This window comes from Pseudomonas sp. FP818, assembly GCF_030687335.1.
Classification (GTDB): Bacteria; Pseudomonadota; Gammaproteobacteria; order Pseudomonadales; family Pseudomonadaceae; genus Aquipseudomonas; species Aquipseudomonas shahriarae.
The window spans coordinates 3,505,758-3,530,272 of sequence record NZ_CP117427.1; the positions used below are offsets into that span (position 1 = coordinate 3,505,758).

A 24,515-nucleotide genomic window follows, 5' to 3' on the forward strand; every position below is an offset into this window, starting at 1 on the left:
TGCGTTATTCAGCGCGCGTGACTGGCGTGTTCATTGAGTCCCGACCCGCTGCAACGTGATGGGATCACCCGCAGCGATCAGGATTTTCTTCAGGATGTGCTCCAGGGTCTGCAACTCCCCCGGTTCGAGTGCGCCAGCCAACTGGTTCAGGGCCTGGGCGCCGATCTGCGGCAGCATGTCCGCCAGGCGCTGGCCTTCTGCGGTCAGCACCAGTTGCACCTGGCGCCGGTCCTGCTCGGAGCGCTTGCGCGCCAGCAGGTCTTTTTGCTCCAGGCGGTCGAGCATGCGAGTCATCGAGCCACTGTCCAGGGACAGGTTGCGGCACAGCTCCGCCGGGGTATCGACGCCGAACTGGGCCATGATGATCAACACCTTGAACTGCGCGGCAGTGATGCCGTGGGGTTCCATATGGGTGTCGATGATGCGGTCCTTGAGAATCGCGGCGCGCCCCAGCAACAGCCCGAGATGGCAGTTATGGAAGTTTTCCGGGGTGAAGTGTTCCATCGGGAGTCACCTTATTACTGCCTAGGCAGTGAATGTGTGACGAAATATTACTGCCTAGGCAGCGAATGTCAAATAAATAGTTAGGTTGCTTGGTAATCAGGCGCTGAATGCCCCCCAAAACGACGGTGGGAGCTGGCAAGCCAACTCCCACCATTTGATGTGCCTTTAACCGTCAGAAATCCCGCTTGTAGAAGATATCCAATGAACTGGCCACGCCGCTGGCCACTTCCAGGTACACCCTCTTGCTCAGCAGGTAACGCAAGGCAATGGTGCTGGCCGGTTCGAACACCCCGACCCCGTAACGCAGGCTGAGTTTCTCGGTGATCTTGCCGCTGGCCACCACTGCCGTGTTGGTGCCGCTGCCCTGGGTGTCCAGCTCAAAGTCCTGGATCCCCAGATTCTTGGCAATGTCCGAGGTCACGCCGGCACTGCCCATCAAGCCCAGGCCCAGTGCCGCTTGCGCCAGCATATTGTTGTCTTCGCCGGTGGTGCTCAACGGACGGCCCAGCACCAGGTAGGACAGCGCCTGCTCCTGGCTCATGGCCGGCTCCGAGAAGATCTGCGTGGTCGGCTGCTCGGCACTGCCGCTCAGGCGGATACCGGCGATCACGTCGTTGGTCTTGCGGATGGCTTCGATATCCAGGTATGGCTGGTCCAGCGGCCCGGCAAACAGCAGGCGCGCACGCCGCACATCCAGCCTCTGGCCATAGGCGCGGTAGCGCCCATCGTTGAGCCACAGCTCGCCACGGGTGTCCAGGTTATCGCCGATATGCACCTGGCCCTGGACCTTGGCGGTCAGGCCGAAACCGGCAAAGTTGAGCTGGTCCTCGCCCACGACCACGTTGATGTCCATGGCGATGGCCATCGGCGGCTTGCCCTCTTCGGTCTGGCTGCCGACGATCACCGTGTCATCCGAGACCTTGACCGTCGATGGCGGCAGTTCACGCACAGTGATATCACCGCGCGGGATGTGCACATTGCCGGCAATCGCCAGCTTGTCGTCCTTGAGCGTGATCTTCAAGTCAGGCGCCACTTCCAGTTCGGCGTAGGGCTCGACCGTGACCGGCAATTGCGAGCCTTGCAGGCTGAGGTCAACGGCCAGGGCCCGGCCCCAATCGATCTGCCCCTTGAGGCTGCCCTGCCCGGCCTTGCCACTGCGCCAGCCGCCGTTGAGCTGCACGCTTTCGCGCGGCGATCAGGGCCTGCACGTTCAGGCCTTCAAGGCTGATGGGCAGTTCGGGCCCGGAAATCTCGCCGGCGATCAGGTTGACGTTGCCGTTGACCTGCGGCGCCAACAAGCCGCCGGAGATGCGCCCGCTGCCATTGAGCTTGCCATTGAGTTTTTCCACCATCGGCACAAACGGCCGCGCTACCGCCAGGTCCAGGCCGGTAAGGCTGAAGTTGCCGGAGATCGGCTTGTTTTTCGCCAGCGGGTTGATCTGCGCCTGCAGCAGCAACTCGCCGAGCTTGCCACCGCGGAAATTCAGCTGGGTATCAATGCGCGTGGGGTTAAGCGTGGTGTCCAGTTTGAGGGTGTCGTAGGGGAAGTCCAGCCACTGGTCCTTGTCCTTGACCCGCAACGTGCCGCCACTGGCATCCACCGCGATCAGGCCTTTAGGGCCGCTGGCCGGCAGGTCGAGCTGGATATCGGCGTTGAGCTTGCCTTGCCAGGCAAAATCCTTGGGCAGCCACTGCGCCAGGCTGTCGATGGGGAACTGCTTGAGGTGATAACGCAGCTTGGGATCGGGCATCAGTCGCTGGTCTTCGCCACACAGGCTGGCGGGCCCGGAGACCCAGCAATGGGCAGCGAAGGTCAGCTTGCCGTCGGCCATGCGCTCGATTTTCGCAGGGGCCTGCAGCTTCCAGTCCTGGCCCCCGGCCTGCACCTCGCCACTGGCCAGGCGCCCGCGCCAGTTACCCTTGTCGAGCGTGCCGTCCAGGGCCAGGGCCAGTTTGACCAGGGGGCCCATGAGGTCCAGTTGGACTTTCTGGTTTTTGATGTCGCCCTGGGCGCTGGCGGTCAAAGTACCGAGCTGGGTATCCCCGGCCTGGATGCCGGTGCCCTTGAGGTCGATCTTCGCCCGTTGTGCATTATCAAGCGTGGCGTCCAGGGTGAGGGCTTGCAGGCGGTTGTCTTCAAACACCAGTTGCTGGCCCTTGAGGTCGAGCTTGCCCTGGGGCGCCTTTAGAGTACCGGCCACATCGAGTCGACCGTTGACCTGCCCACGCAGCTGCGGCCACAGCTGGGCCAGGCGTGCGAGCTTGATGTCGATCTGCCCGGCCAGGCGCTGTTGCAGGCTGCCGCTGCCATTGATGCGGTTGTCACCCAGGCGGATATCCAGGTTGGCCAGGGTCCACTGCTCGCCCGCGCCTTCGGCCTTGGCGGCCAGCACCGCCGTTTGGCCGCGCAAGCGGCCCTTGAGGTCAAGGTCGGCGTTGAGCTTGAGTTGTTCGTTCTTGAACTCGCCCTTGCTGCGCAGCGGCCCGGCCAAGGTACCGGGCAATTCTGCGACCCAGTACGCCGGGTTCAACGCCGACAGGTCCAGCGCCGTATCCCAGGCGATGCCCTCGGCAAATTGCAGGTTCAAGTGCCCTTCGGCCTTGCCCTGGCCAGCGGTCAATTTCAGCTCGGGCAGGAACACTTGCTTGAGGTCGCCACTGAACGGCGTGACCAGGCTGAATTTGCCGGCCGGGCCATCGAGGTCGGCCTTGAGATTGCCCAGGTAGTTGCCGTCCTTGTAGGACACTTCACCGTTGAAGGTGCGTAGCACCACTTGCGGCTCGTCAATCAGCGGATACAGGCGATGCCAGGGGAAGTCCAGCCAGTCGATTTTTGCGTCTGCGCTGAAGCCCTGCTGCCAATCCAGTTGGGCGCTGAGCTTGAGGCTTTGCTTGTCCCCGGCATTCAGGTCCAGGCCGGCGAGCTGCGCGCCCTTGGCATCGACCCGGCCTTGCAGCAACAGGTCAACCGGGCCCTTTTCTGCGGGTAATACAGCCTTGCCCAGCAACTGATAGCCCTTGCCCAGGTCGCCCTTGGCAGTCAGGTCCAGTTGGTTGAGCTGCAAGGTATCCGGCAAGTCGGCGGCAGGTTTGAAGCCATCGGCGGTGATGCGTAACTGTGCTGGCAGGTTCTCGACCAGGGGTTGCAGCTCGCCGCTAAGTTTGGCCGGCAGGTAGCCCGTGCTGTCGGCGTCGAGCTTGAGGGTCTTGAGCAGATCACCGGTCACGTTCAGCGCCACCGTCCACGGCGCGCCGCCCGGGGCATAGGGCAGGCTCAGGTTGCCGGTCGCGGTCAACGGCCAATCGCCCGCGGGGTGCAGCATACCGCTGAGATCCAGCACCAGGTCGTCGCGTTGCAGATGTACCGCGTCGATCTGCATGCCCTCGGCTGTCCAGTGCGCGGCCAGTTGCAGGCCCTTGAGTTCTTCGCTGCCGTTGAACAGCAGGCTGCCGACGCGCACGTCGCCCAGTTCGATCGCCACGGGCAGGTTCAAGTCCGGCAGGGTAATCGGGCCGCTGCTGTCTTCGGTGCTGGGTGGCAATTGCAGGCTGATCTGCTCCACGTCCAGTTGCCGGATGCACAGGGTCATGCGCAGCAGGCACGCCGGCGACCAGTCGAATTTGGGGGCATTGAGCTCTACGCGGCTGCTGTCTTGTTGCCACAGCACCTGGTCGGCGCTCCATTGCCCACCCAAACGGCCCTGGAAGTTTTCCACGCTCAACCCCGGGACTTGGCCGAGGGCCCAGCGACTGCCGACTTGCGTACCCAGTACGCTCCACACCGCCAGCGGCACCAAGGCAACGACCGCTGCCACACTCAGACCCGCTATTTTCAAACCACGCTTCACAGCTCAGGCCCCATGGAAAAGTGCAAACGAATGCCGCCCGGATCTTCCAGGGCATGGGCCAGGTCAAGACGAATCGGGCCGACCGGAGACACCCAGCGCACGCCGACGCCGACCCCGGTTTTCAGGCTTGGCAACTCAAGGGTGTTAAAGGAGTTGCCCTGATCGACAAAGGTCGCGATCCGCCATTTTTCGGCGATGGAATATTGATACTCGGCGCTCAAGGCCACCATGTAGCGGCCACCGATGCGGTCGCCCTTGTTGTTTTCCGGGGACAGGGTCTGGTACTCGTAGCCACGCACACTTTGGTCGCCACCGGCAAAGAAACGCAGGGACGGCGGCACCGACTTGTAGCCGTTGGTGGCGCTGCCGCCAAACTGCGCGCGGCCGAGGAAACGGTGCTTGTCCCACACGGTGGTCAAGCCCTTGATCATCGCAGTGCCGTACAGCAGGTTGGTGTCAGAGCCCAGCCCTTCCTTGGCCACCTTGGTATCGAACTGCAGGCGATAGCCATTATGCGGGTCGATGCGGTTATCGCTGCGCAGGTAGGAATAGCTGATACCGGGCATCAGCAAATTGCTCAAGCCGGAGTCGTCCCCCAGGCGATATTCTTCGCGCTGCCATTTGAGCGAGATCACCCGTGTCCAGCCGCTGGGCAATTTGCTGTGCCATTCCGGGCCGAGGGTGAGCAGCTTGCTGAGGGTGTCGGTATTGGCCAGCTCTTCATTCTGATAGCCACCGGCAAAACGCAGCTTGTCGGTCAGCGGCGGATCAAGGGGAATGTCGTACCACAGGCCGACGTTCTGCCGGGGCGCCGACAACTCGGCCTCCCAGCCATAGCTGTGCCCCTGGGGGTTGACCCAGTGCCGTGTCCAGTTGGCCTTGCCACGCGGGCCGACGTCAGTGGAAAAACCCAGGCCCAGGCCCATGGTCCGCGGTTTACGGGTTTCCAGTTGGACCGCCACCGGGATCACATCATTGGCCGCCGCTGCCGGGGCGGCATCCACGCGCACGCCCTCGAAATAGCCGCTCGATTGCAGGGCCTGGTTCAGTTCAGCGATCAGTTCGGAATCGTAGGGCGCGCCACTCTTGAACGGCACCATGCGTTGCAACAGCTCTTCATCAAAGGGGGTATCGCCGGCAAAGTTGACCTTGCCGAGGGTGTAGCGCGGGCCGCTGTCGTAGACCAGTTCGATATCGGCCACGCCCGCCTGGGGGTCGACGGACAGTGTCTGACGAGTGAAGCGGCCACTGAAATAGCCGAAGCGCGAGGCCTGGTTCTGGATCAGGCGCTTGGCGTCTTCGTAATGGCCATGGTTGAGTACGGCGCCGGACTTGAGGTCTTTGCTGTCGGGCACACGGAAGGATTTGAGCTCGGCCGCCGGGCCGTCGACGCGAATCGTGACATTGCGTAAATGCACCGGTTCGCCGGGGTCAATGCTGAGGATCAGGCGCGGATTCTTGCCGGGCTTTACCTCACTGGCAATCTGCGGCTGATAAAAACCCAGTGCCTGGGCGGCCTTGCGCGCCTGCTCCTCGGCACCGCGACTGAAGCGCTGCAAGGCCTCTTCGTCACGCTCGCCAACCCCGCCGATATAGCCTTCGATATTGGCCTTCAGCGCATCGTTTGAAGGCTTGACCCGCACGTCCAGTTCGCTTTGTGCCAAGGCGCCGCAGCTTGTGAACAGCAGGATCAAGCCGCTGGTAATTTTATTTGGAAACTTCATAGGCGCGGATGCTACACGAGCTGAGGAGCACCTTAGAACCTGGAATTGTCTGAATAATTCTGGGTTAAGGCGTTGCAGGTTGTAACACCTGGGGATTCGGGTGAAAAAACACATGCTCCAGAATGGGTCCTACAGCCACCTCTGCCACTTCGGCATAGCCCTGGCGTTTGTAGAACTCCAGGTACAGCGGATTGCCGGTATCCAGCACCACCCCTTGTGAATGTGGGTCTTCGGCGCACCAGTTATGCACGGCTTCCAGCAGTTGTTCGCCGTAATGCTTGCCCTGGAATTGCGGGTGGACCCCCAGCAGCGGCAGCACATGCACCGACTCCGATGGCAAGCACGCCAGCACCGCCTGATGGTATTCGAGGTAGCGCCGGGTGCACCTGAAACCGGTGCTCAGCCACATGCGCAATTGCCAGGCCCAGCTTTCCGTGATGCCCAGGCGCCGTTGCGGCGGGGCAATCAGGGCGATGCCGATCAGGCGGTCATTGACCAGCAGGCCGATGGCCGGCAGTTCCTGGAGAAAGTGCTGCTTGACCAGCTCGCGCACCGTCGCGCGGACCCGCTGCTCGTACCCTGAGCGTTCAGCTTCGAACAGGTAGGCAAAGGTCGGCTCATGCCGATAGGCGTGGTACAGCAGCGAGCGCGCTTCGCGGGAATAGCCGCTATCGAGCAGGTGCACCTGGGCAACGGCGGTCGAGGTGTCGGGCATCAGTCGTATCTCCCCTGGGCGCCACTCAAAAAGGTCGCGCTCTTATTGTTACGAGCCCGGGGCAACGGAGTCGTTCCCTGCCATTGGCTCCCTGAGAGACATTAGCAGCGCATCTGTCCTACCGCCACGCTGGCCCCCGTCCGACTTGTCGGCTAGCATCGCCCTTTTGCCAGACTGGACTGCCGACCATGAAAATCGTCTCTTTTAATATCAACGGGCTGCGCGCCCGGCCTCATCAGCTGGCGGCCCTGATCGACAAACATCAACCCGACGTGATCGGCCTGCAGGAAACCAAAGTCCACGACGAGCAGTTCCCGCTGGCCGAAGTCCAGGCCCTGGGCTATCACGTGTACTACCACGGGCAGAAAGGCCACTACGGCGTCGCCCTGCTCTCGCGCCAGGAACCGCTGGCCCTGCACAAGGGGTTTGCCAGCGACGAAGAGGATGCCCAGCGCCGCTTTATCTGGGGCACCTTCGCCGATGAACACGGCAACCCGATCACCATCATGAATGGCTACTTCCCACAGGGCGAAAGCCGCGACCACCCGACCAAGTTCCCGGCCAAGCAGCGCTTTTACGAAGATCTGCAGCACCTGCTGGAGAGCCAGTTCAGCAATGACCAGGCATTGGTGGTGATGGGCGACGTGAATATTTCCCCCGAGGATTGCGACATCGGCATCGGTGCCGACAATGCCAAGCGCTGGCTGAAGACCGGCAAATGCAGCTTCCTGCCGGAAGAACGCGAGTGGATGGCGCGCCTGAAGAACTGGGGCCTGACCGACAGCTTCCGTCACCTCAACCCGGACGTGGCGGATCGCTTCAGCTGGTTCGATTACCGCAGCCGCGGCTTTGAAGACGAACCCAAGCGTGGCCTGCGGATCGACCTGATCATGGCCTCCAACGGCCTGTTGCCACGAGTCAAGGATGCGGGTGTGGACTATGAGTTGCGCGGCCTGGAAAAACCCTCGGACCATGCGCCGATCTGGCTGGAACTGAGCTGATCTTTGCGACCACACCATAAAATGTAGGAGCTGGCTTGCCTGCGATGGCGCTGGGTCAGTCGATAGATATGTTGACTGACACACCGCCTTCGCAGGTAAGCCTGCTCGCACATTTGGACCGGCTGGGTGTCAGTCATATTTTGGCAACCTTACTGACTTAATCTGCCCGCACGTCCTTTGGCTTGAGAAGGTGCCGGCATGATGCTGCGCGTTCTGTACCTGCTGACACTTTGCAGCGTTTTTCCTCTTACAGTTTCTGCAACGCCCCTACCCTTTCCCGAACACGGCCCGGCCTTACGCATCCAGGGCTCCAACACCATTGGCGCGGCGTTGGGCCCGGCGCTGGTCAGGGGTTTGATGGAGCAACAGGGTCTCAAGGCTGTACACAGCGAAACACCCGCCCACCCCAACGAAGAGCGCCTCGTCGGCACCAGCCCCCAAGGCAAGCGGGTACTGGTCGAGATCGCCGCCCATGGTTCCAGCACCGGCTTTGCCGCGCTGAAACAGGCCGCGGCCGACCTGGCGGCCGCATCACGCCCGATCAAGGACCGCGAACTGGTGGACCTCGAGCCCCTGGGTGACCTGAAAAGCCCCGGTGCCGAGCAGGTGATCGCGATTGATGGCCTGGCAATCATCCTGCACCCACGCAACCCGCTGCAGGTGTTGACTACCGAACAACTGGCGAGGATTTTCAGCGGCGAGATCAGCACCTGGGAGGCCTTGGGCGGCAGCGGCGGGAAGATCCGCCTGTATGCTCGCGATGATCAATCCGGCACCTACGACACCTTCAAGGAGCTGGTGCTCAGCCGTCGCGGTAAAACCCTCGACAGCAAGGCTCAGCGCTTTGAGTCGAGCGAACAATTGTCCGATGCAGTCAGCCAGGACCCTCAGGGGATAGGTTTTATCGGCCTGCCCTATGTGCGTCAGGCCAAGGCGGTGGCCATCAGCGATGGCGACTCCCAAGCCATGTTACCGCAGAGCAGCCTGATCGCCACCGAAGACTACCCGCTGTCGCGCCGCTTGTTTTTCTATCTGCCGCCCAACAACAGCAATCCCTGGGCCGAGGCTCTGGTGGACTTTACCCAGAGCGCCCAAGGCCAGGCCATCGTGGCGGCCAATGGCTTTATCGCCCAGCAGGTCCAGGCCATCACCGTGCAGACTCGGGCGCCGATGCCAGCCGACTACCAGGCCATTGCCCGCGAGGCGCAACGCCTGACGGTGAATTTTCGCTTCGAAGAAGGCAGCGCCAGCCTGGACAACAAGGCGCGCCAGGACCTCGCCCGCGTGGTGGCTTATATAGATAGCCACGATAAACGGGACAAGCGCGTCACGCTGGTGGGGTTTGGTGACGCCAAGGATGATCCGCAGCGCGCCGACCTGCTGTCCAAGCTGCGGGCAATGGCGGTACGCCGGGAGCTGGTCAAAAGTGGTGTGGTGTTGCGCGATATTCGCGGCTTCGGCGCCGAGATGCCGGTAGCGGCGAATACCGTGGATGAGGGGCGAATCAAGAATCGCCGGGTGGAGGTATGGGTTTATTGAAACCTGAAGATGGGTGTGGATTGGCCCACCGCAATCGCGGGCAAACCCGCTCCCACACTGACCGCGTGCGATCACAATGTGGGGGCGGGCTTGCCCGCGATACCGGCGACTCGGTCCTACTGGCCGCTGCGCATCAGTTCTTTAGGCACATATTTGCCAATCTCGAACTTGCCAATCGCCGCCCGGTGCACTTCATCCGGGCCGTCGGCCAGGCGCAAGGTGCGTTGCATGGCGTACATGTAGGCCAACGGGAAGTCATTGGAGACCCCGGCACCGCCATGGATCTGGATCGCCCGGTCAATCACCTTCAGAGCCACATTCGGCGCCACGACCTTGATCTGGGCGATTTCACTTTTCGCCACTTTGTTGCCGACCGTATCCATCATGTAGGCGGCCTTTAACGTCAGCAGGCGTGCCATGTCGATTTCCATCCGCGAGTCGGCGATTTTGTCGATATTGCCACCCAGGCGCGCCAGCGGTTTGCCAAAGGCGGTGCGGCTGACCGAACGCTTGCACATCAACTCCAGGGCCCGTTCAGCCATGCCAATCGAGCGCATGCAGTGATGGATACGGCCCGGGCCAAGGCGCCCCTGGGCAATTTCAAAGCCGCGGCCTTCACCCAGCAGGACGTTTTCGTACGGCACACGCACGTTGTCAAACAGGACTTCGGCATGCCCATGGGGCGCGTCGTCGTAGCCGAACACCGGCAGCGGCCGGACGATTTTCACCCCGGGCGCATCCACCGGTACCAGGATCATCGAGTGCTGCTGGTGGCGCGGCGCATCCGGGTTGCTCAGGCCCATGAAGATCAGGATCTTGCAGCGCGGGTCGCAGGCGCCGGAGGTCCACCACTTCTTACCGTTGATCACCCACTCGTCACCCTGGCGCTCGGCGCGGGCGGCCATGTTGGTGGCGTCGGAAGACGCCACATCGGGTTCGGTCATGGCGAACGCCGAACGGATCTCGCCACGCAGCAGGGGCTCCAGCCAGCGTTGTTTCTGCTCTTCATTGGCGTAGCGCACCAGCACTTCCATATTGCCGGTGTCGGGCGCCGAGCAATTGAACGGCTCCGGCCCCAGCAGGGAGCGGCCCATGATTTCGGCGAGCGGCGCGTATTCCAGGTTGGTCAGGCCAGCGCCCAGTTCGGATTCCGGCAGGAACAGGTTCCACAGGCCTTCAGCCTTAGCCTTGGCCTTGAGCTCTTCCATAATCGCAGTGGGCTGCCAGCGGTCACCTTCGCTGACCTGGCGTTCAAACACCGGCTCGGCGGGGTAAACGTAAGCATCCATAAACGCGGTGACGCGTTCACGCAGTTCCTGAACCTTGGGCGAATAGGCAAAATCCATGAGCAGCTCCCTTCTTGGAGAGGTTGTTTAGGTCATGCAAACGATGCTAGAACAGCGCTGATAATTTACCTAGCCTATTCTCGGCGTGTATTAACATTCATCACCGATATATGATCGGCGTATGAAAACCTAACAAGAAGAGCGCAACGAAATGAATCTGAGCAAGGTCGACCTCAATCTTTTCATCGTCTTTGACGCGATCTACACCGAAGCCAACCTGACCCGTGCCGGACAGATCGTGGGCATCACCCAGCCGGCCGTATCCAACGCCCTGGCACGCCTGCGCGAGACCTTCAACGACCCGCTCTTCGTGCGGACCGCCCAGGGCATGGTGCCGACCCCCATGGCCCAGAACATTATTGGCCCGGTGCGCAGTGCCCTGTCGTTGCTGCGGGTATCGGTGCAAGAGAGCCGGATCTTCAACCCGTTGCAAGCGGCCAAGACCTACCGCATCAGCATGACCGACCTCACTGAAGCGGTGATCCTGCCGCCGCTGTTCCAGCGCCTGCGCCGCCTGGCGCCCACGGTGATCATTGAGAGTTTCCTGTCCAAACGTCGGGAAACCACCAAGGAACTGGCCGCCGGCCGCCTGGATTTCGCAGTGGACGCGCCGCTCAACACCGACCCGCAAGTGCGCCACGTCAAGCTGATGGAAGACCGCTACGTGTGTGCCATGCGCAAGGGCCACCCGATGGCGGGCAAGGAAAAGTTCAGCCTCGATGACTACCTGTCGCTGACCCATATCCATATTTCCAGCCGGCGCAATGGCCTGGGCCACGTCGACCTGGCCCTCGGTAAAATGGGGATCCAGCGCAAGATCGCCCTGCGCTCCCAGCATTACCTGATGGCTTCCCAGGTGTTGCAGCAGACCGATATGGTAATGACCGTGCCCGAGCGCTTTGCACGGCGTAATGAGCTGCACTCGTTCAACCTGCCGGTCAATGATGTGCCGCCGGTGGAAACCCACTTGTACTGGCATGAAAGCACCGACCAGGACCCGGCCAACCGCTGGATGCGCGAGCAGATGATCGAGTTGTGCCAGCAGGTTACGGCGCGTGAGAAGAAGTTGGATAACGCGTAGGCGGTGATTTGCTTGACGTTTACGTCAAGCAGCCATTAGCGTAGCGCCAAGACCCTCCTTGAGCGCCACCATGAGCACGACCTACAGCATCTCCGACCTGGCCCGCGAGTTGGACATCACCACCCGGGCCATTCGTTTCTATGAAGAACAGGGCCTGCTGCGCCCCGAGCGCCGGGGCCAGGAGCGTATCTATTCGCCCCGGGACAAAGTCAGCCTGAAGCTGATCCTGCGGGGCAAGCGCATCGGTTTTTCCCTGGCCGAATGCCGCGAACTGATCGAACTCTATGACCCCAGCAGCGGCAATCAAAAGCAATTGCACAGCATGCTGGCAAAAATCAGCGAACGCCGTGAGCAGTTGGAACAGCAGTTGCTGGACATCGAGCAGATGAAACTGGAACTGGACACCGCCGAAGAACGTTGCACCCAGGCCCTGGAACAGACGATCCAGAGCCAGGTCGGCCAACCCCAATAAAAAGGTAGATCCCATGTCTCTCCCCTCTCAGGTGCGCCTGATCGAAGTCGGCCCGCGCGACGGTCTGCAAAACGAAGCCCAGCCCATCAGCGTGGCCGACAAGGTGCAACTGGTCGACGCCCTCAGCGCGGCGGGCCTGGGCTATATCGAAGTCGGCAGTTTTGTCTCGCCCAAGTGGGTACCGCAGATGGCCGGCTCGGCCGACGTGTTTGCGCAGATCCAGCGCAAGCCGGGCGTGATCTATGGCGCGTTGGCGCCGAACCTGCGGGGCTTCGAGGACGCGCTGGCGGCCGGGGTCAAGGAGGTCGCAGTGTTTGCAGCGGCGTCCGAGGCGTTTTCCCAGCGCAATATCAACTGCTCCATCAGCGAGAGCCTGGAGCGCTTTGCACCCATCATGGCGGCGGCACAACAGCACGGCGTGAGTGTGCGCGGCTATGTGTCCTGTGTCTTGGGTTGCCCCTATGAAGGTCAGGTCGCCCCGGAGCAAGTCGCTGCGGTGGCCCGCGAGCTGTATTCCATGGGCTGCTATGAAGTGTCCCTGGGCGACACCATCGGCACCGGCACCGCAGGCGCTACGCGGCGCATGTTCGAGGTAGTGGGCAAGGACGTGCCACGGGCAAAGCTCGCCGGACACTTCCATGACACCTACGGCCAGGCCATCGCCAATGTCTACGCCAGCCTGCTGGAGGGTATCCAGGTGTTCGACAGCTCTATCGCAGGCCTTGGCGGCTGCCCCTATGCCAAGGGCGCCAGCGGTAACGTGGCCACCGAGGACGTGCTGTACCTGCTCGACGGCCTGGGCATCGAAACCGGTATCGACATGGACAAGTTGATTGTGGCGGGTCAGCAGATCTGTACGGTCCTGGGCCGCCCCACCGGCTCACGCGTGGCCAAGGCCCGTAGTGCCCGTTGAGTAGCGCGCCTGCTCCGATGTGTTACCTCGCGGCTACACATCGGGTAACACGGGAACATATTTTGTCGCATTCTCTGAAGTAAATTTCCTACTAAAAAATCAAACCATTGATTTTAAAGGGCTTTTAAAAGTTGGCACGGCTTCTGCTATCTCTATGGCATAACAAGAATAAAAAGCACCAAACCTAATAAAAATAAGACGTAACGACTCTGACATAACAAAAACAACACGGCAGAGACGCAGCTAACAGATTTTTTTGGAGAAGATGTGCTTCGCAGGGTACGGCGCAAGCCGCCACTCGCAACCGGGCAGAGAACAATAAAACTACCTCAAGGTAGCTACCCACTGGTTGGATCGCGTGCGAAGAAGCAGATCAGCGCTCAAAAAAATACGTTTGCTCTTGACCCCGGATGGGGGTCGCCAAAAACAGCGGTAAAGGGCCACGGTTGCCAAAAACAACAATAGACCGCCCCTCAATAATAAAAAAAGAGCACGTAACAACAAATTAAAGGGGAGCTTCGGCTCCCCTTTGTGCTGTCTGGGTGAAAACCATTGCGCGGTACATGCAAAGGCAAATGTGGGAGCGGGCTTGCCCGCGATAGCGGTGGGTCAGCTGATGAATAGTTGACTGACACTCCGCCATCGCGGGCAAGCCCGCTCCCACATTTTTGATCGGCGCCAGATCTCAGTCTTCGCTACGCAGTTGCTCGATGGTGATCTCACGCATGCGAAACTTCTGAATCTTCCCCGTCACGGTCATCGGAAATTCTTCGACAAAGCGGAAATGCTTCGGCGTCTTGAAGTGTGCAATGCGCCCCTTGCACCAGGTTTGCAGTTCCAGCTCGTTGGCCACGTGCCCGGGGTGAAACTTGATCCAGGCCACGATCTCTTCGCCATAACGCTCATCGGGAATGCCGATGATCTGTACATCCGCCACCGCCGGGTGGGTGAAGAAGAACTCCTCCAACTCCCGTGGGTACACGTTCTCGCCACCGCGAATGATCATGTCCTTGTTGCGCCCGGCGATGCACACATAACCCTGCTCATCCATGGTCGCCAGGTCGCCGGTGTGCATCCAGCCGGCGTCGTCGATGGCTTCGCGGGTGCCTTCGGGGTTGTTCCAGTAGCCGAGCATCACGCTGTAGCCTCGGGTGCACAACTCGCCAATCTGCCCACGCGGCACGGTGTTACCGGCCTCGTCGATGATTTTGCTTTCCAGTTGCGGCTGGGTCCGCCCGACCGTGGTCACGCGCCGCTCCAGATCGTCATCCGCGCCGGTCTGCAGGGAAACGGGACTGGTCTCGGTCATGCCGTAGGCAATCTGCACCTCGCTCATATGCAAGTCGCTGATGACCCGGCGCATCACCTCTATCGGGCAAGTGGAGCCAGCCATGATCCCGGTGCGCAGGCTCGACAGATCGAACGTGCTGCGTTGCGGATGATCGAGCACCGCAATAAACATCGTGGGTACGCCGTACAGGCCGGTGGCGCGCTCTTCGGCCACGGCGGTCAGGGTCAGCAGTGGGTCGAAGCCGTCATTGGGATAGATCATGGTGGTGCCATGGGTGATGCAGCCCAGGTTACCCATGACCATGCCAAAGCAATGATAGAGCGGCACCGGGATCACCAGGCGATCCTGCGCGGTCAGGCCCAGGCTTTCGCCAACCATGTAACCGTTATTGAGGATGTTGTGGTGACTGAGGGTGGCGCCCTTGGGGAAGCCCGTGGTGCCGGAGGTGTACTGGATATTGACGGCTTGATCGAAGTGCAGGCTGGCCTCGCGGTGCTGCAATTGTTCCGGGGGTGTCCCCGTCCCCAGGGCCGACAATTGCGACCAGGGCATGAACCCCGAGGGCGGTCGCGCATCCAGGCTGATCACCCCGCGCAGTTCCGGCAATAGATCACAGTGCAACTGGCCAATGCCCTGCTCCGCCAGTTCCGGCACCAGCGCCTGCAGCATGCCGTGGTAGTCGGAGGACTTGAACGAACCGGCACAGATCAACCACTGGCAACCCGACTGCTTGAGCACGTATTCCAGCTCGCTGCTGCGGTAGGCCGGGTTGACGTTGACCAGAATCACCCCGAGCTTGGCGCTGGCCACCTGGCTGATGCACCACTCGGCACAGTTCGGCGCCCAGATGCCGAGGCGATCCCCGGCCTGCAACCCCAGCGCCAGCAGCCCGCGTGCATGCAGGTCCACGGCTCCGGCCAGCTGCCGCCAGGTGTAGCGCAGCTGCTGATGGCGCACCACCAGGGCCTCGCCCTCCGGGTACTGCGCCACCGTGCGGTCAAATGCCTGGCCGATGGTCATGGCCAGCAAGGCCTTGTCCTGTGGGCCACGGCTGTAGCTCTGATTCGGTTGATCCATGACGACCCCTATTGTCTTTTTTGTAGGTGGACGGTGCGCCGGTCAGGCGCGAGCTTGACGTTAACGTAAGCTACGATTGACAGTCATGCAACGCAAGTTTACGTTAACGTAAAGGTGATCGCCCAATGGCGTCGCCAGCCCCACAACAATAATGTTTATAGGTGCCCCTCCATGAGTTACCCGACCCTGAATTTCGCCCTCGGTGAAACCATCGACATGCTGCGCGACCAGGTGCAGGCCTTCGTGGCCAAGGAGCTGGCGCCACGGGCAGCGCAGATTGATATCGACAACCTGTTCCCCGTGGATATGTGGCGCAAGTTCGGTGACATGGGCCTGCTGGGCATCACCGTGCCGGAAGAATACGGCGGTGCCGGTCTGGGTTACCTGGCCCACGTGGTGGCCATGGAAGAAATCAGCCGCGGCTCGGCCTCGGTGGCGTTGTCCTACGGGGCGCACTCCAACCTGTGCGTCAACCAGATCAACCGCAACGGCACTCATGAACAGAAACTCAAGTACCTGCCCAAGCTGATCAGCGGCGAACACATTGGCGCCCTGGCCATGAGCGAGCCGAATGCGGGCTCTGATGTGGTGTCGATGAAGCTGCGCGCCGACAAACGCGGCCGCGTGTATGTGCTCAACGGCAGCAAGACCTGGATCACCAACGGTCCCGATGCCCACACCTATGTGATCTACGCCAAGACCGACCTGGAAAAAGGCGCCCACGGTATTACCGCGTTTATTGTCGAGCGCGACGCCAAGGGTTTCAGCCGCAGCAACAAGTTCGACAAGCTGGGCATGCGCGGCTCCAACACCTGCGAGCTGTTTTTCAATGACGTCGAAGTGCCCGAAGAAAACATCCTCGGCGTGCTCAATGGCGGGGTCAAAGTGCTGATGAGCGGCCTGGACTACGAGCGTGTGGTGCTCTCCGGCGGCCCTACCGGGATCATGCAGGCCTGCATGGACCTGATCGTCCCCTACATCCACGACCGTAAGCAGTTCGGCCAGAGCATCGGCGAATTCCAGCTGATCCAGGGCAAAGTTGCCGACATGTACACCCAGCTCAACGCCAGCCGCGCCTACCTCTATGCGGTGGCCCAGGCCTGCGAGCGCGGCGAAACCACGCGCAAGGACGCCGCCGGGGTGATTCTGTACAGCGCCGAACGCGCAACACAGATGGCCCTCGATGCGATCCAGATTCTCGGCGGCAATGGCTACATCAATGAATTCCCCGCAGGCCGTCTGTTACGTGATGCCAAGCTATATGAAATCGGCGCGGGCACCAGTGAGATCCGACGCATGTTGATTGGTCGCGAACTGTTTAACGAAACCCGCTGAGGGAGTGCACCATGGCCACCCTGCACACCCAACTCAACCCGCGTTCGGCGGAATTCGCCAGCAACAGCGCGGCGATGCTCAAACAGGTCGATGCCTTGCACACCCTGCTCGCCCAGGTCCAGCAAGGCGGCGGCAGCAAGGCCCAGGAGCGTCATACCTCCCGTGGCAAGCTGCTGCCGCGCGAGCGTATCAACCGCCTGCTCGACCCGGGCTCGGCGTTCCTCGAACTCAGCCAACTGGCGGCGTATCAGGTCTACGGTGAAGAGGTACCGGCCGCGGGCGTGATCGCCGGGATCGGCCGGGTCGAAGGCGTCGAATGCATGATCGTCGCCAACGATGCCACGGTAAAAGGCGGTTCCTACTACCCGCTGACCGTGAAAAAACACCTGCGCGCCCAGACCATCGCCGAACAGAACCGCCTGCCCTGCATTTACCTGGTGGACTCCGGCGGCGCCAACCTGCCGCGCCAGGACGAGGTGTTCCCCGACCGCGAGCACTTTGGGCGGATTTTTTTCAACCAAGCCAATATGAGCGCCCAGGGCATTCCGCAGATTGCCGTGGTGATGGGCTCCTGCACGGCGGGTGGCGCTTATGTACCGGCGATGGCCGATGAAGCGATCATGGTGCGCCAGCAGGCCACCATCTTCCTCGCCGGGCCGCCACTGGTGAAGGCCGCCACCGGTGAAGTGGTCAGCGCCGAAGACCTTGGCGGTGCCGATGTGCACTGCAAGATCTCCGGGGTGGCCGACCATTACGCCGACAGCGATGAACATGCCCTGGCCCTGGCCCGTCGCAGCATCGCCAACCTCAACTGGCGCAAACAGGGGCAGTTGCAACAGCGCACGCCGGTCGCGCCGTTGTATGCCAGCGAAGAGCTGTATGGGGTGATCCCGGCCGACGCCAAGCAACCGTTCGATGTACGTGAAGTGATTGCGCGACTGGTGGACGGCTCGGTCTTCGATGAATTCAAGGCGTTGTTCGGCACCACGCTGGTCTGCGGCTTTGCCCATTTGCATGGCTACCCCATCGCGATCCTCGCCAACAACGGGATCCTCTTCGCCGAAGCGGCGCAAAAAGGCGCGCACTTTATCGAGTTGGCCTGCCAGCGCGGGATTCCCCTGCTGTTCTTGCAGAACATCACCGGCTTTATGGTCGGGCAGAAATACGAAGCCGGCGGCATCGCCAAGCACGGCGCCAAGCTGGTCACGGCCGTGGCCTGCGCCAAGGTGCCGAAATTCACAGTGATCATCGGCGGCAGCTTTGGTGCCGGTAACTATGGGATGTGCGGGCGCGCCTACGACCCGCGCTTTTTGTGGATGTGGCCCAACGCCCGCATTGGCGTGATGGGCGCCGAACAGGCCGCCGGCGTGCTGGTGCAGGTCAAGCGCGAACAGGCCGAGCGCAGTGGCCAGGCGTTCAGCGCCGAGGACGAAGCGCAGATCAAGCAGCCGATCCTCGACCAGTACGAAACCCAGGGCCACCCTTACTACTCCAGCGCCCGCCTGTGGGATGACGGCGTCATCGACCCCTTGCAGACCCGTGACGTGCTGGCCCTGGCCTTGTCCGCCGCGCTGAATGCCCCCATCGAGCCGAGCCGCTTCGGCGTGTTCCGCATGTAATTGGAGCTGCACCCATGAGCGATTTCAACACTGTTGAGCTGGTCAACGACCCCCGTGGCTTTGCCACGCTGTGGTTGAGCCGGGAAGAGAAGAACAACGCGTTCAACGCCGAAATGATCCGCGAGCTGATCATTGCCCTGGACCAGGTCCAGGCCGATGCCGCGGCGCGTTTTCTGGTCGTGCGCGGGCGCGGCAAGCATTTCAGCGCCGGCGCGGACCTGGCCTGGATGCAACAGTCGGCCGAACTGGATTACCACACCAACCTCGACGACGCCCGCGAATTGGCGGAGTTGATGTACAACCTGGCCAAGCTGAAGATCCCGACACTGGCGGTGGTCCAGGGCGCGGCCTACGGCGGCGCCCTGGGCCTGATCAGTTGCTGCGACATGGCCATTGGCGCCGAGGATGCGCAGTTCTGCCTGTCGGAAGTACGCATCGGCCTCGCGCCGGCGGTCATCAGCCCGTTTGTGGTGCAGGCGATTGGCGAGCGCGCGGCACGCCGCTATGCCCTGACCGCAGAACGCTTCGACGGTCAGCAAGCCCAGGCCATCGGGCTATTGGCGCAAAGCTACCCGCTGGATGCGCTGGATCAGCACGTCGAGCAATGGATCGCCAACCTGCTGCTCAACAGCCCGGCCGCCATGCGCGCCAGCAAGGATTTGTTGCGCGAAGTGGGTAATGGCGCCCTGACCCCGGCGTTGCGCCGTTACTGCGAAAACGCCATCTCGCGCATCCGCGTCAGCGCCGAGGGCCAGGAAGGCTTGCGCGCATTTTTGCAAAAGCGTGCGCCCAGTTGGCAGTCCCAGGAGCCACGTTCATGAGTGCACCGTTGATTACCTGCGTACTGGTGGCCAACCGGGGCGAAATCGCCTGTCGGGTCATGCGCACGGCCAAGGCGCTGGGCATGACCACCGTTGCCGTGCACAGCGCCACAGACCGCGATGCGCGCCACAGCCGAGAAGCCGATATCCGGGTGGACCTGGGTGGCAGCAAGGCCGCCGACAGCTACCTGCAGATCGACAAACTGATCGCCGCGGCCAAGGCCAGCGGCGCCCAGGCGATTCATCCAGGCTATGGTTTTCTTTCCGAAAACCCACGCTTTGCCCGAGCGGTTGAAGAGGCCGGGCTGATTTTCCTCGGCCCGCCCGCCTCGGCCATTGATGCCATGGGCAGCAAGTCGGCGGCCAAGGCATTGATGGAAACCGCTGGCGTGCCGCTGGTGCCGGGTTACCACGGTGCCGGCCAGGATCTGGAAACCTTCCGCCAGGCCGCCGCGCGCATTGGCTACCCGGTGCTGCTCAAGGCCACGGCGGGCGGCGGCGGCAAGGGCATGAAAGTGGTCGAGGACGAAAGCCAACTGGCCGAAGCCCTGGCCTCGGCCCAGCGCGAGGCGCTGTCGTCGTTTGGCAATGCGCAGATGCTGGTGGAAAAGTACCTGATCAAGCCCCGTCACGTGGAGATCCAGGTGTTTGCCGACCAGCACGGCCATTGCCTGTACCTCAATGAGCGCGACTGCTCGATCCAGCGTCGCCATCAAAAGGTCGTCGAAGAAGCACCGGCACCCGGCCTCAGCCCTGCCCTGCGCCAGGCCATGGGCGAGGCAGCGGTGCGTGCCGCACAGGCGATTGGCTATGTGGGCGCCGGCACCGTGGAGTTTCTGCTGGATGCGCGCGGTGAGTTTTTCTTTATGGAAATGAACACTCGCTTGCAGGTAGAACACCCGGTGACCGAGGCCATCACCGGCCTGGACCTGGTGGCCTGGCAGATTCGCGTGGCGCAAGGCGAGCCGCTGCCCATGACCCAGGAGCAGGTGCCGTTGCGCGGCCACGCGATTGAAGTGCGGCTGTATGCCGAAGACCCGGCCAATGACTTTTTGCCGGCCACCGGGCATCTGGCGCTGTACCGCGAATCGGCGCCAGGCCCGGGACGGCGGGTGGACAGTGGCGTCGAGCAAGGGGACGACGTCTCGCCCTTCTACGACCCGATGCTTGGAAAACTGATTGCCTGGGGCGAGGACCGCGAACAGGCGCGCCTGCGCCTGTTGAGCATGCTCGACGAGTTTGCGGTCGGCGGCTTGAAGACCAACCTGGGCTTCTTACGGCGCATCATCGGCCATCCCGCCTTTGCCGCAGCGCAGTTGGATACCGGGTTTATCCCGCGTTATCAGGAGCAACTGCTGCCTGCCGCCAGTGCGTTGAGTGATGAGTTCTGGCAGGCGGCCGGTCATGCTTTCATGCAAAGCCAGCCCTCCCGGCTGCGGCAGGACGATCCTGCCTCGCCGTGGGCTGCAACCCTGGGCTTTCGTGCGGGCCTGCCTGCCGAAACATCCCTGCATTTGAGCAGTGACGGCCAGGATCGCCTGGTAACACTGCAAACCAGCACCGCGCCGCAACTGCGTGGCGAACAATTGCTGATCGAGGATGCTGGCATCCGCCGTTCGCACTTGGCCGTGCGCCATGGGCAGACGCTGTTCCTGCGCTGGCAAGGTGAGATGCGCAGCGTGACGCTGTTTGACCCGATCGCCGCCGTCGATGCCGGACAAGCCCATCAGGGCGGCCTGAGCGCACCCATGAACGGCAGCATCGTGCGGGTGCTGGTGGAAGTCGGGCAGACGGTGGAGGCCGGTGCGCAACTGGTGGTGCTTGAAGCGATGAAGATGGAGCACAGCATCCGCGCGCCCCATGGAGGCGTGATCAAGGCCCTGTATTGCCAGGAAGGCGAAATGGTCGGCGAAGGCAGCGCCTTGGTGGAGCTGGAAGCCCAGGCCTAGAACTTCACCGTGGCCTGTACCACCACGCCGATGATCCGGCAGTCATCGGTGAGCAGGGCTTTGGGGTAGGTCGGGTTGAGCGGCACCAGGTAACGCTGGCCGCTTTCCTCGATCAACTTGCGAAAGGTAGCCTGGCTGCTGCCGGCCCATTGGGCCACCACCAATGTACCGGGCTCGGCTTCGCGGGCCGGGTCCACCAGGATCATCATCCCTTCGGCAATACTCGGCCCACTGGGCGCGGTCATCGCATCGCCGCTCACCTGGAGCCAGAACGCCTCGCCGTCGGCCTCGTAATCGCTCGCCTCAAAACGCGTGGCGCCATAGGCTGGCCGCTGTTCGTGCACCTGGCAGGGGTGTTTCCAGTCGGTCACAGGGTAACGAAAATACGGATTGTATTGAGTGACCGACGCGGCGTCGTCGTTCGCCGGGGCGTCGCTTTTTTCGCGGATCACCAGCACCGTCTCCAGATAGCCCAGGCCCAGCTCTTCGAGCACCCGGTTCATATCGGCGAGGCTGGGCACCCGGCGCTTGCCCAGCCAGTGGCCAATGCCGCCCTGGGACATGCCCAAGCGTGCGGCCAGTTGATGCTGCGTGACCTTGCGGGCCTTCATGTTGGCTTTGACCAACGCTATCCATTTATCCATGGGCCACACAATACCGGATGAATTCAGGGCGACAATAAACAGTTTGTAGTAATCAATCAAATGACATAAATACAGATCGTATTATTATCAACCCCACCTGTTCACCTTCCCACCCAGAGCACCGACCTCATGACCACTACCCTGGATCACCTGCCTGGCACACCTGATGACGATGAAATAAAGTTCTTGCAGGGCAGCGAAGCCGCCCGACGCGCACTGGACTACTACTTGAAAGAGGACACGGAGCCAGTGGACGATGTGGCCTTTTTCGAGGCCAACCCCCATGTCAGCAGCGAAGAAGCCCTGGTGCATGCCTCGGACCTGCTGCGCAGCGCCGCCGCCATCGCGTATGAATTGGCGAACAACAAGCTGGGGGGCACCCGAGACCTGGCGTTTTCAGTGGTGTATTTGATTGATATGGCCAAGGCCATGCTGGAGCGTCCACTGCAACTGGCAGGCGGCAAAGCCTCATAGCCAGATAGGCGTGCAGGAACAGAAGGAAAAATATTTCTATCAGACGGATAAAAACATTTGACTTGCAAATGATAATGATTATTATTGCAAGCAGCTGGTCGCGAGATCAGTCGATAGGCCAAGAGACCTTAGGTCGGACTCTTGGAATATCTCCTCATCAGGCTAATCACGGTTTTTGACCCGGCTCTTTGGCCGGGTCTTTTTTTTGCCAGTTATTCTGGCGTGGCTTCAGGCTAATGAAGACTGTGTGTTGCTCGATGGCGCCATGGTAGCAAAAGACAATCACCGAAAGAAAGCCGATCAAGCGCTCTGGCCCGCTTCTTTCCAAGATAGCACTTGAGAATCAATCTCATAGACTCTAAGCTGCGGCTGCGTCAAGGATGACGCCCCCTCCCTTTTCGCAATAATTTGCGTCCAGACTTTACCCCGCGTCTGTGTAAACTGCCCGCCACAACTCTCATATTCAGGCAATCAGACTATGACCGTGGCCTTGACCTCCATCAAAATCAGCACCGACTTCGACAGTGGCAATATCCAGGTGCTCGACACCAGCGATGCCCATCAGTTACTGCTGGCGATCAAACCTGATACCCGCAGCCAGCACTTCCAATGGTTCCACTTCAAGGCCGAAGGCATGCACATTGGTCATACCCATACCTTTCGCCTGAGCAACGCCGGCCAGTCCTCCTACAAACATGCCTGGAGCGGTTACAACGCCGTGGCGTCCTACGACCACGTCAATTGGTTCCGGGTGCCGACACGCTTTGATGGCGAAACCTTGCACATCGAACTGCAGGCCGAGCAAAAACACGCCTGGCTCGCCTACTTCGAACCCTACAGTCGCGAGCGTCACGCCTGGTTGATCGAGCAGGCACTGAACCGCGCCGGTACGCAATTGCTGGCCACCGGCAAGAGTGTCGAAGGCCGTGATATTCCCCTGCTACGCCGTGGCAAGGGTGACGCCGGGCAGCGCAAAGTGTGGATCATTGCGCAGCAGCACCCGGGCGAGCATATGGCCGAGTGGTTTATGGAAGGCATCATCGAGCGCCTGCAGCAGGAAGGTGATGCTGAACTGAAAAAACTCCTGGCATCCGCCGACCTGTACCTGGTGCCGAACATGAACCCGGATGGCGCGTTCCACGGTCACTTGCGCACCAACGCCATGGGCCAGGACCTCAATCGCGCCTGGCAAAGCGCAAGCCAGGAACAGAGCCCGGAAGTGCTGTTCGTCCAGCAGCAAATGGAAAAATACGGCGTCGACCTGTTCCTGGATATCCACGGCGACGAAGAAATCCCCTATGTGTTCACCGCAGGGTGTGAAGGCAACCCCGGCTATACCCCGCGTATCGAGGCCCTGGAAAAACACTTTCGCAGCCACTTGAGCGAACTGACCCGCGACTTCCAGACCACCCATGGCTACACCCGCGACTTGCCGGGCCAGGCCAATATGACCTTGGCGTGCAACAGCGTGGGCGAGAAATTCGATTGCCTGTCCCTGACCCTGGAAATGCCGTTCAAGGACAACGACGATGCGCCCGATCCACGCACCGGCTGGTCCGGCAAACGCTCCCGGCAACTGGGCAAGGACGTGCTGAGCACCGTGGCGGACATGGTCAACGTACTGCGCTGACCCTGCCCCAATAAGCGCCGTTAACCCTCAGCCTCGGACTGCGCCGCCACTCGCACGCAGTCCAGCGGCCCAAGCACCCGGCCATCTGCCGCCTGCACGTGCAAAGCCTGCAGCGGCTGCCCGTGCTCACGGTCCAACAGCACCGAATGGGCCTCGCCCTCGGCGTAGAAAAACCCTTCGCCCCATTGCCGCAACCCAATGATCACGGCAAACAGCCCCCTGCCCTTTTCCGTCAACACATACTCCTGATAAGCACTGCCATCCGAGGCCGGGACAATCTCGAAAATCCCGTGGCCGACCAGGCTGCGCAAGCGTGCCGAAAGAATATTCTTGGCCATGCCCAGGCTGCGCTGAAACTCGCCAAAACGGCGGATGCCGTCGAACGCATCGCGAATGATCAACAGCGCCCAGCCATCGCCAATCGCCTCCAGCGAGCGCGCCACCGGGCATTCGGCACTTTCAAAGCGGGTGAGTTTGACCATGGGTAACGCCTGCCTGACAAAAAATGTAGTTGCAATATAAAACCAGAATA

Annotated in this window: 18 protein-coding genes and 1 pseudogene; 11 read left to right on the forward strand and 8 right to left on the reverse strand. The window is 61.4% G+C overall.

Going from position 1 to position 24,515, the window contains the following annotated elements:
* Positions 1-30 precede the first annotated feature (30 nt).
* The 4 genes and pseudogenes from PSH80_RS15605 to PSH80_RS15620 all read right to left on the reverse strand — a co-directional run bounded on the left by PSH80_RS15605 (position 31) and on the right by PSH80_RS15620 (position 6,791).
* Positions 31-504 (reverse strand): MarR family winged helix-turn-helix transcriptional regulator, encoded by a 474-nt coding sequence (locus tag PSH80_RS15605; RefSeq protein WP_057441577.1) that lies wholly within the window; start codon positions 502-504, stop codon positions 31-33.
* A 172-nt stretch (positions 505-676) separates the two neighbouring features.
* Positions 677-4,352 (reverse strand): annotated as a pseudogene (locus PSH80_RS15610) (translocation/assembly module TamB domain-containing protein).
* Positions 4,349-6,076, reverse strand: coding sequence for an autotransporter assembly complex family protein (locus PSH80_RS15615; protein ID WP_057441574.1), 1,728 nt, complete (start codon positions 6,074-6,076; stop codon positions 4,349-4,351). Before PSH80_RS15615 ends, PSH80_RS15610 begins: the two are co-directional and overlap by 4 nt.
* Positions 6,077-6,140: 64 nt before the next feature.
* A complete protein-coding gene (locus PSH80_RS15620) occupies positions 6,141-6,791 on the reverse strand; it encodes a GNAT family N-acetyltransferase (RefSeq protein WP_057441572.1) in 651 nt (216 codons plus the stop codon).
* Between the two features lie 188 nt (positions 6,792-6,979).
* Here PSH80_RS15620 and xthA point away from each other — a divergent pair, with 188 nt between their 5' ends.
* A complete protein-coding gene (xthA, locus tag PSH80_RS15625; protein ID WP_057441571.1) occupies positions 6,980-7,792 on the forward strand; it encodes an exodeoxyribonuclease III in 813 nt (270 codons plus the stop codon).
* 198 nt (positions 7,793-7,990) lie between these two features.
* Positions 7,991-9,331: a substrate-binding domain-containing protein gene (locus PSH80_RS15630; protein WP_120733491.1), complete on the forward strand. Its 1,341-nt coding sequence runs from the start codon at positions 7,991-7,993 to the stop codon at positions 9,329-9,331.
* Positions 9,332-9,447: 116 nt separating this feature from the next.
* Here PSH80_RS15630 and PSH80_RS15635 read toward each other — a convergent pair whose 3' ends face one another.
* Positions 9,448-10,677, reverse strand: coding sequence for an acyl-CoA dehydrogenase (locus tag PSH80_RS15635; RefSeq protein ID WP_029298342.1), 1,230 nt, complete (start codon positions 10,675-10,677; stop codon positions 9,448-9,450).
* Positions 10,678-10,828: 151 nt separating this feature from the next.
* Between PSH80_RS15635 and PSH80_RS15640 the strand changes: the two genes are divergently transcribed.
* From PSH80_RS15640 to PSH80_RS15650, 3 genes are all read left to right on the forward strand, one after another.
* Entirely contained in the window at positions 10,829-11,758 is a 930-nt protein-coding gene (locus tag PSH80_RS15640; protein WP_305417410.1) for a LysR family transcriptional regulator, read from the forward strand.
* A gap of 70 nt (positions 11,759-11,828) precedes the next feature.
* Positions 11,829-12,230: a MerR family DNA-binding transcriptional regulator gene (locus PSH80_RS15645; protein ID WP_057960037.1), complete on the forward strand. Its 402-nt coding sequence runs from the start codon at positions 11,829-11,831 to the stop codon at positions 12,228-12,230.
* Between the two features lie 13 nt (positions 12,231-12,243).
* Complete coding sequence (locus PSH80_RS15650; protein ID WP_057960038.1) at positions 12,244-13,143, forward strand: hydroxymethylglutaryl-CoA lyase; 900 nt, start codon at positions 12,244-12,246, stop codon at positions 13,141-13,143.
* Between the two features lie 685 nt (positions 13,144-13,828).
* Here the strand turns inward: PSH80_RS15650 and PSH80_RS15655 are convergent.
* Positions 13,829-15,511, reverse strand: a complete 1,683-nt coding sequence (locus tag PSH80_RS15655) for an AMP-binding protein (RefSeq protein WP_115128492.1) — start codon at positions 15,509-15,511, stop codon at positions 13,829-13,831.
* A 171-nt stretch (positions 15,512-15,682) separates the two neighbouring features.
* Between PSH80_RS15655 and PSH80_RS15660 the strand changes: the two genes are divergently transcribed.
* From PSH80_RS15660 to PSH80_RS15675, 4 genes are read left to right on the forward strand one after another with little or no spacing between them, the layout of a single operon-like run.
* Positions 15,683-16,846 (forward strand): isovaleryl-CoA dehydrogenase, encoded by a 1,164-nt coding sequence (locus PSH80_RS15660; RefSeq protein ID WP_305417413.1) that lies wholly within the window; start codon positions 15,683-15,685, stop codon positions 16,844-16,846.
* Between the two features lie 11 nt (positions 16,847-16,857).
* Positions 16,858-18,465 carry a carboxyl transferase domain-containing protein gene (locus PSH80_RS15665; RefSeq protein WP_057960040.1) on the forward strand — a complete coding sequence of 536 codons (1,608 nt, stop codon included), beginning with the start codon at positions 16,858-16,860 and terminating at the stop codon, positions 18,463-18,465.
* Between the two features lie 14 nt (positions 18,466-18,479).
* Entirely contained in the window at positions 18,480-19,286 is an 807-nt protein-coding gene (locus PSH80_RS15670) for a gamma-carboxygeranoyl-CoA hydratase (RefSeq protein WP_057960041.1), read from the forward strand.
* A complete protein-coding gene (locus PSH80_RS15675; RefSeq protein WP_169990344.1) occupies positions 19,283-21,235 on the forward strand; it encodes an acetyl/propionyl/methylcrotonyl-CoA carboxylase subunit alpha in 1,953 nt (650 codons plus the stop codon). The genes PSH80_RS15670 and PSH80_RS15675 overlap by 4 nt, the downstream gene beginning before the upstream one ends.
* On the opposite strand, the gene PSH80_RS15680 is transcribed toward PSH80_RS15675, so the two are convergent.
* Entirely contained in the window at positions 21,232-21,879 is a 648-nt protein-coding gene (locus tag PSH80_RS15680; RefSeq protein ID WP_057960078.1) for a LexA family transcriptional regulator, read from the reverse strand. The genes PSH80_RS15675 and PSH80_RS15680 overlap by 4 nt on opposite strands.
* Positions 21,880-22,008: 129 nt before the next feature.
* On the opposite strand from PSH80_RS15680, the gene PSH80_RS15685 reads away from it, so the two are divergent.
* Together PSH80_RS15685 and PSH80_RS15690 are read left to right on the forward strand one after the other, a co-directional pair.
* Entirely contained in the window at positions 22,009-22,353 is a 345-nt protein-coding gene (locus tag PSH80_RS15685; protein ID WP_057960043.1) for a DUF3077 domain-containing protein, read from the forward strand.
* Between the two features lie 478 nt (positions 22,354-22,831).
* Positions 22,832-23,983 carry a M14-type cytosolic carboxypeptidase gene (locus PSH80_RS15690; RefSeq protein ID WP_120733500.1) on the forward strand — a complete coding sequence of 384 codons (1,152 nt, stop codon included), beginning with the start codon at positions 22,832-22,834 and terminating at the stop codon, positions 23,981-23,983.
* Positions 23,984-24,003: 20 nt separating this feature from the next.
* Here the strand turns inward: PSH80_RS15690 and PSH80_RS15695 are convergent, their stop codons facing one another.
* Positions 24,004-24,465, reverse strand: a complete 462-nt coding sequence (locus tag PSH80_RS15695) for a helix-turn-helix domain-containing protein (protein WP_057960045.1) — start codon at positions 24,463-24,465, stop codon at positions 24,004-24,006.
* Positions 24,466-24,515: the final 50 nt, after the last annotated feature.

Excerpts from the sequence above, each read along its gene's own strand:
- PSH80_RS15605 (WP_057441577.1), bottom strand. The coding sequence starts at position 504 with ATGGAACACTTCACCCCGGAAAACTTCCATAACTGCCATCTCGGGCTG.
- PSH80_RS15615 (WP_057441574.1), bottom strand. The coding sequence starts at position 6,076 with ATGAAGTTTCCAAATAAAATTACCAGCGGCTTGATCCTGCTGTTCACA.
- PSH80_RS15620 (WP_057441572.1), bottom strand. The coding sequence starts at position 6,791 with ATGCCCGACACCTCGACCGCCGTTGCCCAGGTGCACCTGCTCGATAGC.
- xthA (WP_057441571.1), top strand. The coding sequence starts at position 6,980 with ATGAAAATCGTCTCTTTTAATATCAACGGGCTGCGCGCCCGGCCTCAT.
- PSH80_RS15630 (WP_120733491.1), top strand. The coding sequence starts at position 7,991 with ATGATGCTGCGCGTTCTGTACCTGCTGACACTTTGCAGCGTTTTTCCT.
- PSH80_RS15635 (WP_029298342.1), bottom strand. The coding sequence starts at position 10,677 with ATGGATTTTGCCTATTCGCCCAAGGTTCAGGAACTGCGTGAACGCGTC.
- PSH80_RS15640 (WP_305417410.1), top strand. The coding sequence starts at position 10,829 with ATGAATCTGAGCAAGGTCGACCTCAATCTTTTCATCGTCTTTGACGCG.
- PSH80_RS15645 (WP_057960037.1), top strand. The coding sequence starts at position 11,829 with ATGAGCACGACCTACAGCATCTCCGACCTGGCCCGCGAGTTGGACATC.
- PSH80_RS15650 (WP_057960038.1), top strand. The coding sequence starts at position 12,244 with ATGTCTCTCCCCTCTCAGGTGCGCCTGATCGAAGTCGGCCCGCGCGAC.
- PSH80_RS15655 (WP_115128492.1), bottom strand. The coding sequence starts at position 15,511 with ATGGATCAACCGAATCAGAGCTACAGCCGTGGCCCACAGGACAAGGCC.
- PSH80_RS15660 (WP_305417413.1), top strand. The coding sequence starts at position 15,683 with ATGAGTTACCCGACCCTGAATTTCGCCCTCGGTGAAACCATCGACATG.
- PSH80_RS15665 (WP_057960040.1), top strand. The coding sequence starts at position 16,858 with ATGGCCACCCTGCACACCCAACTCAACCCGCGTTCGGCGGAATTCGCC.
- PSH80_RS15670 (WP_057960041.1), top strand. The coding sequence starts at position 18,480 with ATGAGCGATTTCAACACTGTTGAGCTGGTCAACGACCCCCGTGGCTTT.
- PSH80_RS15675 (WP_169990344.1), top strand. The coding sequence starts at position 19,283 with ATGAGTGCACCGTTGATTACCTGCGTACTGGTGGCCAACCGGGGCGAA.
- PSH80_RS15680 (WP_057960078.1), bottom strand. The coding sequence starts at position 21,879 with ATGGATAAATGGATAGCGTTGGTCAAAGCCAACATGAAGGCCCGCAAG.
- PSH80_RS15685 (WP_057960043.1), top strand. The coding sequence starts at position 22,009 with ATGACCACTACCCTGGATCACCTGCCTGGCACACCTGATGACGATGAA.
- PSH80_RS15690 (WP_120733500.1), top strand. The coding sequence starts at position 22,832 with ATGACCGTGGCCTTGACCTCCATCAAAATCAGCACCGACTTCGACAGT.
- PSH80_RS15695 (WP_057960045.1), bottom strand. The coding sequence starts at position 24,465 with ATGGTCAAACTCACCCGCTTTGAAAGTGCCGAATGCCCGGTGGCGCGC.